Origin of the sequence: Leptospira tipperaryensis, from assembly GCF_001729245.1 — a bacterium.
Lineage (GTDB): Bacteria > Spirochaetota > Leptospiria > Leptospirales > Leptospiraceae > Leptospira > Leptospira tipperaryensis.
This window is the reverse complement of the sequence record NZ_CP015217.1, coordinates 1,477,471-1,492,727: the sequence shown is the minus strand read 5'-3', so window position 1 is coordinate 1,492,727 and position 15,257 is coordinate 1,477,471. Positions and strand designations below refer to the sequence as shown.

General features: G+C 44.1%; 16 protein-coding genes and 1 pseudogene. 5 read left to right on the top strand and 12 right to left on the bottom strand.

Annotation, left to right across the window (positions count from 1 at the left end; translation table 11 throughout):
• Positions 1-92: 92 nt before the first annotated feature.
• From lsa25 to A0128_RS07095, 6 genes are all read right to left on the bottom strand, one after another.
• On the bottom strand, positions 93-776 hold the full coding sequence (gene lsa25 / locus A0128_RS07120) for a surface adhesin Lsa25 (RefSeq protein WP_069606872.1): 684 nt from the start codon (positions 774-776) through the stop codon (positions 93-95).
• Between the two features lie 7 nt (positions 777-783).
• On the bottom strand, positions 784-2,331 hold the full coding sequence (gene omp85 / locus A0128_RS07115; protein WP_069606871.1) for an Omp85 family outer membrane protein: 1,548 nt from the start codon (positions 2,329-2,331) through the stop codon (positions 784-786).
• A 410-nt stretch (positions 2,332-2,741) separates the two neighbouring features.
• Positions 2,742-3,548, bottom strand: a complete 807-nt coding sequence (locus A0128_RS07110) for a sulfite exporter TauE/SafE family protein (protein ID WP_069606870.1) — start codon at positions 3,546-3,548, stop codon at positions 2,742-2,744.
• Positions 3,549-3,561: 13 nt separating this feature from the next.
• Positions 3,562-3,999 carry a DUF6691 family protein gene (locus tag A0128_RS07105; RefSeq protein ID WP_069606869.1) on the bottom strand — a complete coding sequence of 146 codons (438 nt, stop codon included), beginning with the start codon at positions 3,997-3,999 and terminating at the stop codon, positions 3,562-3,564.
• Entirely contained in the window at positions 3,996-4,421 is a 426-nt protein-coding gene (locus A0128_RS07100) for a YeeE/YedE family protein (protein ID WP_069606868.1), read from the bottom strand. Before A0128_RS07100 ends, A0128_RS07105 begins: the two co-directional genes overlap by 4 nt.
• Complete coding sequence (locus A0128_RS07095; RefSeq protein WP_069606867.1) at positions 4,418-5,467, bottom strand: MBL fold metallo-hydrolase; 1,050 nt, start codon at positions 5,465-5,467, stop codon at positions 4,418-4,420. Before A0128_RS07095 ends, A0128_RS07100 begins: the two co-directional genes overlap by 4 nt.
• A gap of 297 nt (positions 5,468-5,764) precedes the next feature.
• Between A0128_RS07095 and A0128_RS07085 the strand changes: the two genes are divergently transcribed.
• Complete coding sequence (locus tag A0128_RS07085) at positions 5,765-6,931, top strand: adenylate/guanylate cyclase domain-containing protein (RefSeq protein WP_245667210.1); 1,167 nt, start codon at positions 5,765-5,767, stop codon at positions 6,929-6,931.
• Between the two features lie 38 nt (positions 6,932-6,969).
• Here the strand turns inward: A0128_RS07085 and A0128_RS07080 are convergent, their stop codons facing one another.
• Positions 6,970-7,770, bottom strand: coding sequence for a helix-turn-helix domain-containing protein (locus A0128_RS07080; RefSeq protein ID WP_245667209.1), 801 nt, complete (start codon positions 7,768-7,770; stop codon positions 6,970-6,972).
• Positions 7,771-7,886: 116 nt separating this feature from the next.
• On the opposite strand from A0128_RS07080, the gene A0128_RS07075 reads away from it, so the two are divergent.
• On the top strand, positions 7,887-8,261 hold the full coding sequence (locus A0128_RS07075) for a hypothetical protein (protein ID WP_218918952.1): 375 nt from the start codon (positions 7,887-7,889) through the stop codon (positions 8,259-8,261).
• A gap of 140 nt (positions 8,262-8,401) precedes the next feature.
• On the opposite strand, the pseudogene A0128_RS07070 reads toward A0128_RS07075, so the two are convergent.
• Positions 8,402-8,730, bottom strand: a pseudogene (locus A0128_RS07070) (M23 family peptidase); the annotation flags it as partial.
• Between the two features lie 336 nt (positions 8,731-9,066).
• On the opposite strand from A0128_RS07070, the gene A0128_RS22045 reads away from it, so the two are divergent.
• Positions 9,067-9,234 carry a hypothetical protein gene (locus tag A0128_RS22045; protein WP_156781789.1) on the top strand — a complete coding sequence of 56 codons (168 nt, stop codon included), beginning with the start codon at positions 9,067-9,069 and terminating at the stop codon, positions 9,232-9,234.
• 193 nt (positions 9,235-9,427) lie between these two features.
• Here the strand turns inward: A0128_RS22045 and A0128_RS07065 are convergent, their stop codons facing one another.
• From A0128_RS07065 to A0128_RS07050, 4 genes are all read right to left on the bottom strand, one after another.
• Positions 9,428-9,937: an acyl-CoA carboxylase biotin carboxyl carrier protein subunit gene (locus tag A0128_RS07065; RefSeq protein WP_069609175.1), complete on the bottom strand. Its 510-nt coding sequence runs from the start codon at positions 9,935-9,937 to the stop codon at positions 9,428-9,430.
• On the bottom strand, positions 9,934-11,397 hold the full coding sequence (locus A0128_RS07060; protein WP_069606865.1) for an acetyl-CoA carboxylase biotin carboxylase subunit: 1,464 nt from the start codon (positions 11,395-11,397) through the stop codon (positions 9,934-9,936). Before A0128_RS07060 ends, A0128_RS07065 begins: the two co-directional genes overlap by 4 nt.
• Positions 11,394-12,191, bottom strand: coding sequence for a lysophospholipid acyltransferase family protein (locus A0128_RS07055; protein WP_069609174.1), 798 nt, complete (start codon positions 12,189-12,191; stop codon positions 11,394-11,396). Before A0128_RS07055 ends, A0128_RS07060 begins: the two co-directional genes overlap by 4 nt.
• Before the next feature lie 144 nt (positions 12,192-12,335).
• Entirely contained in the window at positions 12,336-13,436 is a 1,101-nt protein-coding gene (locus tag A0128_RS07050) for an LIC11274 family protein (RefSeq protein ID WP_069606864.1), read from the bottom strand.
• Between the two features lie 144 nt (positions 13,437-13,580).
• Here A0128_RS07050 and A0128_RS07045 point away from each other — a divergent pair, with 144 nt between their 5' ends.
• Together A0128_RS07045 and truA are read left to right on the top strand one after the other, a co-directional pair.
• Positions 13,581-14,462, top strand: a complete 882-nt coding sequence (locus tag A0128_RS07045) for a DUF2225 domain-containing protein (RefSeq protein ID WP_069606863.1) — start codon at positions 13,581-13,583, stop codon at positions 14,460-14,462.
• Positions 14,369-15,256: a tRNA pseudouridine(38-40) synthase TruA gene (gene truA, locus A0128_RS07035; protein WP_345788274.1), complete on the top strand. Its 888-nt coding sequence runs from the start codon at positions 14,369-14,371 to the stop codon at positions 15,254-15,256. Before A0128_RS07045 ends, truA begins: the two co-directional genes overlap by 94 nt.
• Position 15,257 lies beyond the last annotated feature (1 nt).

Sequence of the window (15,257 nt, the reverse complement as noted above, 5' to 3'; positions counted from 1 at the left end):
TATGAGGTTATACTCACATTTAAAGGTAAGACCGAAGGAAAACTTCTCCCGAGTGTCTATTTTTACTCGGGAGAAAAAAGTCTCAGAAAATTTTAAGGAAGATTCCTTACACAACGAACAAAGTATCTGCTTGTCTTAGAAAAGCTGGTCTCTTCTCCGAAGTGAGTCGCAGTAAAATTAACGGCCCGCGCCGTATCTACTGTGTCTTCTTTTGCCCAAGAACTCCAATAGTTGTCCTCTACTGTATTCGGAAATTTAATGAGAAGTGCGTTCAAACTTCCGGAAACGGTGAGAGCTTTCAACTCCAGAAAAGAAGGAACTCTCCAGTTGGAATATCCGCCCGTGCGATCCTGATTACACGAAGTAAAGGCTTCGCTCGTTCCGGTAAATCCCGGAGTTTGACCGACAAGAACCGAAGGGAGAGAGATCGTATTACAGTCGTTCAGATTGAGAGAACAGTATTGAAGTAGCGTGGCTCCGAACCTTCCGATGACGGTGGAACTGTTATTGATCCCTTCACAATCGTAAGTTCCGTTTGCGCCGACCCGCAGAACCTGTCCTTGAGAACAGATCTTCCACATGAGACCGGTCGTTGTGTTCGTAACGGTTCCGGAAGCCGGATCCGCGACGTAGGGAGTAAAAAATAGCATCCCAGCGAGAAGCACCTTCGAGTCCTCGTTGATAAAGCCCAGAGTCGTATCGTCAGGTTTTTCCTCGCAATTGGCGAAGAAAGAAAGTGCGATACTGAGTATTATAATATTCTTATATTTGTTCATGATTCCCTCAGAATATATGGTTAAAGTTCATAAATATTTGTTTGTCTTCTTTGGAAACAGCGTAGTCCAACATCAGGATCGTACTTTGGTTCCAAGCGATTCTAAATCCCAAACCTCGGGAATATTTATAATCCTTTAATCCGACATTGTGTTCGTCATCCCAGACGCGACCAAAGTCCACAAAAGGAACCAGGTTCAACGCAAAGTGCTGACCGAAAACGTTAAAATCAAAAAACTTCCAACGAAGTTCTAAGTTTCCCCATCCCATCGCCTTACCGGAAAAACGATCCTGCTTATAACCGCGAAGAGTTCTAAGACCACCGAGTCCCGTGATACCACCTTCTGTGGACCAAAGGTTTCTGTATTCGAAGAAAGGCGCATCTCCGTCCGTCATACCGAAGGCTCCACGACCCGCAATGACCAGTTTATCAAAAACTTTCGGAAAAGGACTGTAGAAAAATTTCATCTGCGTAAAATATTTGGAATATTGAAAATCGGATCCCAAGGACTTTGCAACTTTTTCATAAGTTGCTTCCAAGAAGATTCCTCGGTTTGGATCCGGTTCTAAGTCCCTCGTATCCAAAACGAGACCGAAACGCACCGAGTTTACATTTCCACCGTTCGCCCCGATAATTTTTCCAGCTTCCGAGTCTTCGGTTACCTTCGTTTTTGCGTTTGGTGCCGTGCCGGAATTACTAAAAGGAGTTCCTTCCGTAAGAGGATCCGTGCTCTTTAAAAACTGGCCGTCAAACGTCTTAATGATGTTTTGCGAAACTCTCACGCCGGCAACCATACGGACTAACCCGCCAAAAAAGTTTCTCTCACCACTCAGGTTCGCCTGCGGAGAACGGATGTCATAACGGTTGTACATTCTATCAGTCACACGAAACGCATCGTTCGCTGGAAAACCGGAATAGTTTGTTCCCTGAAAATCTACCGGATCCCCGGGGCCGCCCGGTCTCGTGAAAAAGATATTTTGTTCCCGATTGTGATAAGTAGAATTTCTTACGATTTCTCCGCCGGGTTGATTTCTTTCCTGATAAGAAAGCGGTTGCAGAGATTTCTCACCAATCCCGTAATAAAGAGTATTCGGATTTGTATCGTAGATCAAATCCCCTCGCATTCTCCATTGGGTATCAAAAACATAGGGAGCGTCAAAGCTTACGTCTTGATATTGTCTGTTTTTGGTCGTATTAAAATACTGTGCAAACATCCGAAATCGATACGGGGTATACTCGAAAAACGGATCCGATTTTTTTCCATTGTTGATCAAAAACACTCGAATCCCATAACCAACTCCCACGTTCGGATCCGAATTCAAAAGAGGAAGACCCGTTGGAAACCAGCCTTCCTTTTTTTTACAGATGTCTTCGGGTCTCAGACGTCTCATCTCCGAGATTGGAAAGGGTAAGTCCTTTCTCGGAGTTCTGGAACTATAATCAACAAAGGCGAGCTTTGAACAGTCCTCTTTCTCTTGTCCGTACACAGTCCCCGTGATTATGGGTAGAATGAGTAGGCATACTGTAATACTTACGATTTTCAGAAAATTCTTCATGGAGTTCCTGTTTATATATTTCAGATCAAAACGGAAACTGTTCAGGCGCATACTGTCAATAGGATTTTTCCAGGAATTTGGAAATACGTTAGGAAATCTCGGGTCTCAAGCAACTTTTTTATAACATTCGGTATAATATGTTCAACAGAGGAAACTGCCCTTATGACGCCTCGGAATCGGTTAGAATTTCGATTGGAACCGAAGGGAACGGGACCATTTTCGACGACACAACTTCCCATCTAATCGAAAGTATATATGAGATCCGAAATCGTACAATTCTTTGTCATTCCTTCCTTCGCGTAATATTTACAGACATAGCTCTTATTGAAATGAGGTCCAAGCTCCTTAAGAACGTATTTCTTAACTTTCAAAAATGAGAATCAAAGAATGGAAAATTTTACGGATAGATCTTATAAACGTAAGCCCTGATCCCACAAAATGAAAGAGGCAATCAGAAACACAAAGTAGCCAAAGCCTCTTTTCAGATATCGTTCATTCGTTTTTGAGGAAAGAATCTGTCCCAAGAACATTCCTCCAATTCCTAAGATACAGATTGTCAGAAGCAAGGGGTAGTCTTCCGTCTGCACCGATGGAAAACTGATTGCAAATCCGAAAAGAGAATTCCCCGCGATGATCGCAAGTGAAGTTCCTACGGCGAGTTTGATCGGAAACTTGAGGAGAAGAACGAGCGCAGGGATGATCAGAAAACCTCCGCCGGCTCCGACAAAGCCGGTAATCGCGCCGACGATCAGTCCTTTGAATCCAATTCTTAGAAAGTTCATTGGATTCAACTCAAATGGAGACGATTCTATGGAAGAGGAACTGGACGAACGAATCATAGCCCAAGAACTAAACCCCATTATAATCGCAAAGACGCTCATCACTAACAGCGATTTGGTGATGGTGACGCCAAAGCCCGCGATCAAGATGTCCGGAATCGAGGTAAGAATAAAATGTCTTGTGACATAGATGCCGACAAAACTCGGGAGCGCGAAAAGAATCCCTATTCTCACATTGATATTGCCGCTTCTTGCTTTTAGAAGAGCTCCGATAAACGCAGTAACCCCGACTACAAAGAGCGAGTTTGTCGTGGCACGCATCGCATCCTGTCCAAAAAAATAAAAAAGAATGGGAACCATGAGAATGGACCCACCGGCGCCGATGAGCCCAAACGAAGTTCCCATTAGAAACGATGCGATATAACCGAGGATGGGCATCGTGGTTTGTATTTTATTCCAGCTTCGTTTTCAAATTCATTTTTTTATCCATGAATTTAAACAGAAGCATTCCCAAGATCACGCTAAGAAAAACTATGAGCGGTCGCAGTTCAAAGCTCGCGAGAGAAGTAACGGAAACCGTCGGGCAATAACCGCCCAAGCCCCAACCGATTCCAAAAACTGTACTTCCAATGACCAGAGCCGGAGTGATTTCCTGTCGAGTTGGGACAAACCAATCCTTTGAAAACATCGGAGTTTTTCTCTTTCGTATCAATCTGTAAGTGATGAAGTGAATGCCGACCGCGCCCGCCATCGTAAAAAGAAGCGTTGGATTCCACTTTCCAAAAACATCCAGAAAGCCTACTATGTTCGCCGGTTGCAAAATGCCGGAGACCCCCAAGCCGATTGCGAATAACAAACCTACGATCAACGCGCCTACGTTATACTTCATACGATCAACCCGATTTTTCGAAGTAACATTACAGCCGTCATGCCGGCGCCCATAAAAAGAATCGTGGCTACGATCGATCGGATGGAAAATCTGCTGACTCCGCAAACCCCATGTCCGCTCGTACAACCTCCACCCAACATCGCTCCGAAACCGACTAACACGCCTGCGATCGATCCGATCCATGCATTCGTTTGAATCTGAACCGCTAAAAGATCGGGAGCCGTGACCTTCAAAGAAAGTCCGCCGAGTAACAACCCTACTAGAAAGTACCATCTCCATTCCGTATCACCTTTCACCGGAATCAGAACTCCGTACAAGATACCGCTGACTCCGGTAACTCTTCCATTCCATAAAAGCATCAAAGAAACGGCGATACCGATCACCGCTCCTCCGATCAATCCCATAATCCATTCTGTCGTCATTCCTCTGACTCCTTCGGCAGCAATCTCTCATTCCAATTCAACATACCGCCTGCCATGCTAGCTGTGAATTTATAACCTAAACGAATGCTTTCTTCCGTAGCTTGGTTGGAACGTTTTCCGCTTCTACAGACAAAAACGATCTCTTCAAAACGATCACCGGCTTCTAAGAATCTAGTGAACTCCGAACCCAACGTCACGAGTCGAGCCGTGGGAATATGTCCGAGCACTCCGTAGAATTCTCCGGGAAAACGTACATCGATAATTTTTACTTTTCCGATCTTCTCGAATACTTCCCCGTTCGACACCGTAGGAATTCCGGATATTGTCTGCGGATTCATAACTCTTACCGGTTCCAATTTGCCGCAGGCTAAATTTGCAGGGACTGCAAGGTGCATTTTTTTAGGAGTCTCGAGTTTTAGTTCTCTCATGATTTTTCTAAATTCTTCTTTCGAACGATCGCCCCCGATGCGGGGATTTGATTTTTTTTCCAGAGCGATCGTGGTGGTGGTTCGACCGTGATAGTCATGCCCCGGATAGACCCTGGTATCTTCCGGAAGAGAGAAGAGCTTCTGTGTGATACTTTCATACAACGTGGTCGCGGAACCTTCCTGAAAATCGGTTCTTCCGGTTCCACCAATGAGGAGGGAATCTCCCGTAAACACCATTCCTTCAAAGAAAAAACTCATACACGCGTTCGTATGTCCTGGAGTTGCAATTGCCTTTATGATTTTGTTTCCAAGCGTCAGTTCCTGACCGTCTTCGAGCGGTATATCCGCGCATTCGATTCCGGCTAACGCGCTTACAGCGGTTTGCGCCAGCGTGTTCTTACGAATCTCGTCGGCTCCGCTTATATGGTCCGCGTGAATATGAGTTTCTAAAATATACGTTAGGTGCACATTGAGTTCGCGGATTAGTTTTAGATCCCGATCCACGGTCTCCCACACCGGATCGATGATTGCCGCTTCCTTTGTCTCTCGATCGGCGATCAAATATGTATAGGTCGAAGACTGAGTTTCAAAAAGTTGATAAAAGAGAATCCCTTTCATACAAACCCTTTGGAGTCGTTCATTCTCTTTTGAAAATGATTCCAACGTAAGATTTCTAAACTCGATTTTTTTCTTATCTCGGTCCGTTCACAAATCGAAATGTTCATGGACCGTAGTATAGCGCGACGCAATCGAAGCGCCTTGTATAATCCTGCAATGCCTCGAAAAGTTTTATCGGGATCTTTATTTTTTTTTAAAAGGGTCTGCAGTATTATACAAGCGAAGAATACTCTATGAAGGTTATGATACGGAGAAACCGTACCGTAAATTTCTTTCCAATCGTCTACTAAGGATACCATGTCTCCAAACATCCAAATAACAGAGCGCGATAAACTTCACAAAAACGCGCTGATTATTTTCTCGATAGCTTTTACAGCCGCGGGCTTTTTATGGGGAGCCCTCTATTACGCATTAGGTTTTCCGCAATCGGCAATGATTCCGGGAGGTTATGCGATTTTGAGTTTACTCAGTCTGCTCTTTGTCTTCGGTACCGGAAAATATTTGGCCTTTCGATTTCTTCAGTTTCTTTTTATTCTAATACTTCCGGTATTTTTACAACTCAGCTTAGGCGGTTTTGAAAACTCGGGAGCCGTCATCATTTGGGCGATCCTGTGTCCGCTCGGGGCTCTTTCCTTTGGTCCGATCCGTCACGGTCTGTTATGGTTCGGGTTATTTCTTATCGTTTTGGTATTAGCGGGATTTGCAGAATTACATCCGCTCTTGCCGACGCCAACAGTAGAACCTAAACTACGAATCCTGTTTTTTGTAATCAACATTGTAGGCGCCGGAACTTTGACTTTCTTCAGCTTATACTATTTTATTTCCAAGAACAAACAAGAACACGATCGTGCGGAGACCCTGTTGCTGAATATCCTTCCCGCGCCCATTGCCGAAAGATTAAAGCGAAATCCGTCGACCATTGCGGATGGATATCCGATGGTATCGATTCTATTTGCCGATATAGAAAATTTCACGGTAATTTCTCAGAAAGTATCTCCGGAGGCATTGGTACATTTCCTGAACGACGTGTTTTCGCATTTCGACGTACTCGCCGAGAAATATCGAATGGAAAAAATAAAAACGATAGGAGACGCGTATATGGCCGTTGCGGGAATTCCGATCTGGAGTGAAAGTCACGCGGAACATGCAATGCAGATGGCGGTTGAAATGCAAAAGTTTACGAAAACTTTAAAAGATCCGACTGGCAATCCCTTGAAAATGCGGATCGGTATTCATTCGGGACCGGTAGTTGCCGGAGTCATCGGTCGAAAGAAATTTGCTTATGATCTTTGGGGTGACGCCGTAAACACGGCGAGTCGCCTGGAATCACACGGAGTGTCCGGAAGAATCCAGATTTCAGAAACAACTTTCAATCTACTGAACGATAAATCGCGGATCGAAATGCGCAGACTCGTGGATGTGAAAGGCAAAGGCCCGATGACAACGTATCTCAGTTTCGAATAAAAAGAAAAGTTAGGAAGAAAGAAACGTTTTATTCCTAACTACCAAGATTCTGCGTAGCTCGCCGGGACTTCGATAAACGATTTCAATCTTCTTGTGTTTCTGAAAATTTCAGAAGGAGGTAACCCGAACGTCGCGCGAAAGGTTCGCGTAAAATGAGCGGAGTCGAAAAATCCAGCCCGATGCGCAGCATCCGTATGACTCATTCCATGTAGAAGCGAATAGACCGTCAACTTGAGTCTAAACCAAGTACGAAAAGAATGAAATGGAATGCCAACTTCCCTTTTGAATTGATGTTCCAAGTTTGAAACGGACATACCGGCGAGATCCGCCAAATCTTTTGCAGAATGATCTTCTTGCGGCATCGCCGTAATCATTTCAACAATCTTCTGAATTCGGTCGTCAATCATCCGAGATTCATTACCCGATATCGGAGGAATCTGATTTAACAATTCGATCAGAGACGCGTCCCCATCCGCCGATAAGATTTGGTCGATCTTATCAAACAGTTGTCTTTCTTCTCTTAAGGTTAGAAAGATACCTTCCTCATTCTCCCTTTCCGCGTTCGAGGTTTTTAAAGATTCGTAATTGGGACTGCTCAAATCCATAAAAAGTAATACACAAAATCCGCCCGAAAATCGAATGGAATGATCCACCATTGGAGGGATCAGCGCGGTTCGAAAACTCATCCAATCCGTATCGTTCAAAGAAACCTGGAATTCTTCATCCAAGCTGATACAAACCGTTGCGGCCGCCCTGCGGCGTAACGTTAAATCCGGAAGGTGGCCGGCAAACAGACAACGACTTCCCCAAATACAAATCATCTCGTCTCGATCAGGCATGCTCAAATCAATTTCCTTAGCGTCAGCTTGTAAAGTTTTTTCTCAACTCTGCAGTATTATACAAGCTCACTTCCAAATAGAAAAGTATAATCACGTATCTTTAAGGAGAATTACGAATGAATAGAATAGTAGCCTTTACAATGAGAAAATCAATTTTTGGCTTGCTCGTTGCATTTCTGCTCTCGTTGCCAACAATGATTTTTGCCGAAAAGGCATATCTTGAAATCACCCTCAAGGTCGATACAAACGATCGTCCCGCAGCGGCCGGAGTATATGAGAAGTTCAAGAAGCCGTTTCTTAAAACAATCGCGGGCGCCAAATCAAAAGAACTGATGATACGAGACGAGGACGTTCAGGTTCTTCACGTATTTGCAACACGAAAACAAGCGGAAGCCTATCTCACGAGCGACCTCTTCGCAAAAGACGTGGTGAGCGCTCTCAAACCCCTGCTCAAAGCAAATCCAGAAATACGGATCTATTCGACTCCGTAAGCCGTGAAAGGTCAACTTGATTTACCAATGTTATATTCAAATAGTAGAATATACTTTTAGACTCTAATACGAAAAAAATCAGTCGACCCGTAACGGAGAAACGGCGACTTCATTCAGGTCGCCGTTTCAATACACCAAAATAGAGACACAACATTGCCCCAACCCGGCCCTTCAGCTCTTGCAAGTTTTACAATTCTATGAGAGACCGCATACACTGGATCTCCGTAGTCATTTCTTCCGATCGCGTTCAATCTTCACCTAAATGAAAACTGGCGCCAAACGGCTGTTTATCGATATAACCCTTTGCATTCGGAAATCCCACAGGAAAATCAAAGCCGTTGGAAATGAACTCTGGATGTTTGGAAAAAAACGCTTCGGTTTCTTCCATCGAAAGTTCCTGTTCCGAGAAAAGATCCGCTGTAAAAAACAAAACCGTAACAAAGTATAGAATGATCGAAAAAATTTCCATAAAATGACCTTAAAATTATCAGAAAAACGAAATACCTGCACGCAAAAGCGTTCATTGAATTCTTGTTTTAACAGGTTCCCTTAGATCGAACAATTTCATTAAAAACGAAAGTCTCAAGAAGTTCCTGTCGAAAGAACGATGGAGCACGATAGATTCAAATTTTTGAATGAAATAGATAGCCTTTTTGTATTAAACGAAATATACCTCCATACGAAAAACTTTATATACTAAAAACGGAAGATCTTTCCAAAACCTCCGAGGGATTTATGAAAAAAATACCCGTCTATGCATTAAGAATCAGCAGATAAAACGACCACTATTCCGGAGGATTTTGCGATGAAAAAATTTCTGATGTTTGTAAGTGTTTGGGTACTTTGCCTGAACTCCGTACGGGGAAATATCGTTCTTGGCCAATTTGAAACCGACAAAGAATGTCAAGCCGCTATTATCGAAGAAAGAACCGGTGTTTTGACCTGGAAAACATTCTGCAAAGAAATCAAGTAAACCGGATCCTACGATAGCAGGAAATAAATGTGTTTATTTTTTGTTTGATTTTCGAGAAGACGTTTTGTGAAGATTTTATCTAAGAGAAAACTTGAAATCCCGCAAACCTTCTTTTTTGAGAAAACAAAAGAAAGGCAACCCCGATTCCGGTGGTTGCCCTTGGAAAGAATCAATTTAGAACATTCTAAAATTCTTATGATTTTGAACCCAGATTCAACTTCAAAATCAGATCGTCCTGAGAAACCATACTTCCTTCCACAACGGAAACTTCTTCTACGATTCCGTCTCCGGGAGCGAGGATATTGTTTTCCATCTTCATCGCTTCCACGATCGCAAGAATCGCTCCCTTTTTAACGGAAGAACCGGAGGAAACCAAAACTCGAATCACCTTTCCCGGCATCGGACTTTTGATAAAACCGCCGCTTCCCTCTTCGAGATGGATCTCTCGATTGGAAAGAAGAATTTTTGTATTCCATCCTCTGTAGTGAATGAAGATCTGATTTCCTCTTCGAAGAATTCTCCAGTGATTACCGGGACCTGAAAAAAGACCGTTCCCTTCGCTCTGAAAGTTTCTGGAGATCTGAAAGTCGTGAGTAACTCCGTCTAACAAGATCGATACGGAAGTGACTCCGGGAGAACTGGAACGAACTCTTACGGGAATTTCTTCTTCCCTATGTCTAAAACGAAAATTTTCTTCGATCACCAAAGACCTCCCGGTCCTACCGCTTCCCAAATTCCGGAAGACTTTTTCTTTTCGGAAAGCGCCGCGGCCGCAAATGAAAACGCGTCGGCTTGAATTTCACGATCCGGCGTAAATGCGATCGTCTGCTCTTCCAAAAAATGTGTATGAGTCAGTCCTTTCTTAAATTCTTCGTGAGAAAGAATACCGGAAAGATAGAATGTGTTAGTCACGGGTCCGAAGATCACCGTGGAGTCGATGGATTCTCGCAAACGTGTCGTCGCCTCTTCTCTCGTCTTTCCCCAAGAGATCATCTTCGCGATCATCGGATCGTAAAATACGGTGATCTCCGATCCAGTTTCCACGCCCGTGTCGACCCTGAGAAATTCTCGATCCGGAAATTCAACATATTCTAATATACCGGTGGAAGGAAGAAAGTTGTTCTCCGGATCTTCCGCGTAGATTCTTGCTTCGATCGCGTGTCCGTTTTGAGTGATCGACTTTCCTTGTGTGAGGTCGGAAAGTTTTTTTCCTTCAGCGACTCGGATCTGCCATTCCACAAGATCTTGTCCCGTGATATATTCGGTGACCGGATGTTCTACCTGAAGTCGAGTGTTCATCTCTAAAAAGTAAAACTTTCCGTCTTTACCAAGAATGAATTCCACGGTTCCGGCGCCGACGTATTGAATCGACTGAGCGGCTTTGACCGCGACCTGACAGATCTCGTCTCGCAAGGCGGTGGGAAGATTCGGAGCCGGAGATTCTTCGATCACCTTTTGGTGTCTTCTCTGAATCGAACATTCTCTTTCAAAGAGGTGCATAACGTTTCCGTGTTTATCGCCAAACACCTGTACTTCGATATGTCTCGGAGTTTCTATGTATTTTTCTATAAAGACGGTTCCGTCTCCGAACGCTTTCTGTGCTTCTCTCTGGGCGGACTCGAGTGAGGAAAGAAATTCTTCCGGTTTATAAACCCGTTTCATTCCCTTTCCACCCCCGCCCGCGGTGGCCTTGATCATCAAAGGATATCCGATTCTTTGGGCTTCCTTTTCCAGATTTTTGGGATCCTGATTTTGTCCGTTGTATCCGGGAACGACCGGAACTCCCGCGGCTTCCATCTTGATTCTAGAATTGATCTTATCTCCCATCAGTTCCATGGATTCCGGAGTCGGTCCCAAAAAAAGAATTCCCTCTTTTTCCAAAGCCTTTGCGAACTCCTGTTTTTCGGATAAGAACCCGTATCCCGGATGAACGGCTTCCGCCTTGGTCTTACGAATGGCTTCGAGTATATTCGGAATATTCAAATAAGAAGAAGAAGGAGTCGGCTCTCCCACATACACGGATTCGTCGGCGAGTTTTACGTGAGGAGAATCCTTGTCCGCGTCCGAATAGACGGCTACGGTTTTGATACCGAGTTTTTTACAAGTGCGTATAACACGAACCGCGATCTCTCCGCGATTCGCTATCAAAAGTTTAGAGATCAAGAGGCCAACACCGTTTCTTTCCCTGCTTCCGAAGAAAGAGAAGCGTCGAGAATTTTCTTTTCTTTGCTCATCGTTTCAAAAAGAAAGTCTCTGAATTCTTCCCAGGTTCCGAACTTGGTAGGATCGTAACTTCCGATCTGTTTGTAAGCTACAACAAATCCTTTTTCCATCATTTGATATCCCGTGATTCCGGATTTCAAAACGACTACTACCGGAATCTTATTCTCAAACGCGAGTTTGATCATTCCCTTTTGCATCGGTTGGATCTCTTCGGTATAAGAGTTATGACCTTCCGGATAAACGATAAACGAAGTCTTGTGTAATCCTTTCAAAAGACTTCGAACCGAAACCGCGATCGTCGTCGCCTTGGAAGATTCGAAAACCTGTGATCCCATCGCCTTCATCCACCAATACGCGATCAAAGTTTTTTTGATCACTTGATTTGCTAAAAACGGTTTGTTTACTACGAGACAATCGTAGGGGAAATCGAGTTCGTTTACGTGATTGAGAAAAACCATATATCCCTTTTGAGGAACATTGATTTCACCAAGCCTTAAAAATTTGGTTCCGGTCATCCATTGAACCGTTCTTCCCCAGGTCGCGGAACCTCGAAGGAAGGCCTGATTTTTTTTCTCTTGGTTGCGAATCAGCGCGAAGAATAAGCCTGCAATGAGACTTGGGAACGCCCAACTGAATACGAGCGGAAGCGTAATCAAATACGTTTTTAATACAATCCTGCGATAGGATTTTGGAAAGCGACCTAAGCGGCTCTCCATAAATTTCAATGGGTTCATCGAAAGCAATTTTTTGAAGGATTCCATTTTTAGAAAAGCTAGTTTTCAAAAAGAAAAAGCCCGCTTTTGAAGGCGGGCTTTCGTTTACCGAACAGGATTCGGCTTTTTAGAATCGAAGTTCCAAAATGAACGTTGGTTTCCGGGTTACTTCTTCTCACCCATCAACTGTTTCCTTTTTTCAGGATCCCATTTTAGATAAATTCTGTTTTTGACTTCGTCGTCGAAAATTCTTTCCAAAACGTCCACAGCGTCTCTGCGGTATTCTTCCGGAATTCTTCTGTCAAAAACGGGACTCATCCTGTGATCATATTCGAGAGTCGGGTTCTGTGAAAAATCATAGGTCGCGCCTTGCAACGTTACTACGTCGGAAGGACCGGCCTTTCCTTCGTCGTCGCGAATCGCTTCTGTCTTCGCGTCGCTCTTAAAGAGGAAGTAGTTGTCGTAAGGATATTTTAATTTGAAGATATTGATCGCATTCGCTCTCGCATCTCTACAGAGTTGAATCGCCGCGAGATAGTGCTCGATTCTATGCTTTCTATGGCTCGGTTGCAATTTTTGGTGTTTCTCGAGATGTTTTTCGATCTTGAGAGCGTTGTTCCGAGTTTCTTTTGCAAGGCCAAGAAACTTGTAACCGGTTTCCATATTCTTCTCAATCGCGTATTTGTTGGTTACGTAGTGAAAGTCTCTCGGGTTGTACATTCTTCTTGTGAGAGGAGATTCCCGATCCGCAGTCATATCTCTTACGATAAAAGAATTTTTACTCAACTCGATCGCGATGTCCACGAGGTTTCTGTCCTCGGGATTGTTTTGATTTTTCTTCTCGATCGCCGCTTTTAAAATTTCATCACTTCTTTCCACATAGTATTGGGAAAGCTCTTCCAGAAGCATTTCGGTTCCGAGTTGAGCTTCTAAGAATCTACGATAGGCGTTTACGTGATTGTTTTCAAAGTAGTATTGAAGCCCTTCTTGGTAGAGTCTTTTTAGTTCCTTGTATTTTTTGACTCTGTCACCGTCGGGCTCAGGAGTTGTCCCTGTTTGACTTCCGGCTGCAGGCTGCGTTCCCGCGTTCTGCTGATTCTGTCCTCCAGGAACCTCGCCCTTGTAGTTGCGTACAATCGGTTCGATCGCGCGGAGATAAGTCAGTAACTCCACCCTTTTTTTGTAGGCTTTGCTTGAGACCGCCTCTCCAAATACGGAAACAGGAAGAATGGAGATTGCTATTAGTATGAGAATCAGTCGTTTCATCGGTTAACCTTTTCCAAAGTTTCTCCGGATTCAAGGCCCGGGGCAACACAGAAATTAGTGCTTTTCTTCCTACTCTATCGGTTAGAATGGTGTCCGAATTGACAGCTTACGCTTGTTTTTTTCGGGTTTTTCAAAGATAAGAATATGACAGCCACCGCAATCGCACAAGGAAAAAAGATCTCATTCCGCGCAAAGGAAGATACGGTCTGTCCGATCTGCCACGAAGTACACCAAAAGGAAAACATGTTCCAGGGTGGAGGTCGTTTGATCGCGGGCAAACTTACGATCGAACTCAGAAGACTCTACGAAAAAAATCGAAAGTTCGGTCGTGTCAGCCCGAATGATTATGTCGTAAGCGTATGTCCTCGTTGTCTTTATTCCGCATTTTCCAAGGACTGGTCTACGTTAGACGCCGAAGAGAACGAAAAGATTCGTTCTCAATCCGATACGCGCAGATCCAATCTCGAAAAGATCTTAGGACCTCTGGATTTTTATCAGGAAAGAAATTTAGTTCTCGGCGCGGCTTCTTATCTCCTCGCCATCGAATGTTATCAAAATCGTAAGGTTACGATCGCTCCGACTCCCAAAAAGGCGGTCTGTGCGGTTCGAGGCGCCTGGTATTTCGACGACCTCAACAATGATTTTCCGGGAATGGGTTTTGAGAAGGTTCGAGACCTACTCTACCAAAAGTCCGCGAGCTGGTATACGGATACGATGGAAATCATGCAGAGCGGATCCGAACCCGTGGATCAGGCTTCTTATCTTTTAGGACCGGATACGGATAAGAACTGGGCCTTTGACGGAGTGATTTATCTTTCCGCGTATCTCACGATGAAATTCAAAGACGAGCTCGCGCAAGACCCGGCGGCAAAGCTCAATCTTTTGGTAAGAGCGAAAAGAACTCTTTCCAGACTTTATGGTTCGGGAAAGGGATCCAAATCCAAACCTTCCGTCATCATCGACATGGCAAAAGAACTCTACGACGAATACAACAAGATCATCGAAGAAATGGGAGGAGAAAAATAAACTACGCCCTCCTCGTCGAATACGACGGTCTTTGTTTTAACGGCTTTCAAATTCAAAAAGAACAGCCAAGCGTCCAAGAAAATCTGGAAAAAGCGGCCTCCATTCTTCTCAAGGAACCAATCGATATATCCGGAGCGGGAAGAACTGACACGGGGGTTCACGCTCGTGGGATGACTGTTAATTTCAAAACTCAAAAAACTGTACGGAATTTCAGCAAGTTTCTTCTGAGCATGAACGCACTCACCGATCCGGGCGTTTCCATTGTTTCCATGACGGAAGTAGATGAGAATTTCGATTCCAGATTCTCCTGCAATTCAAGAGAATACGAATATCTCATTCTCAATTCGAAGTTCCCCAGACCTACTTGGAAAAATCGAGCCTTCTGGTATCAACATAAGATTGACGTTCCACGCTTGGAAGCTGAACTGGAATTATTAAAGGGAGAACACGATTTTCGTAGTTTAGCGAAGGCGATCTCCATGAAAAATCGATCCACGGTTCGGACGATTTTAGAGGCGAGACTGGAACGAAGCGCGGAATTTGACGGTCTCTTCAAAGTAAGGATCCGGGCGAACGGCTTTCTTCACAATATGATTCGGATTCTTACGGGTACCCTTCTGGAAATCGCAAACGGCAAACGAAAAGATACAAACATTCTCCAGATTCTTTCTTCCAAAGACAGAACGATTGCCGGTATCACTCTTCCTCCTCACGGTCTTTATTTTATCAGGGCCTATTACGATTCTCATCCTGCAATCGATTCGATGTATTCTCTTCGGGACTTGTATAAATAAT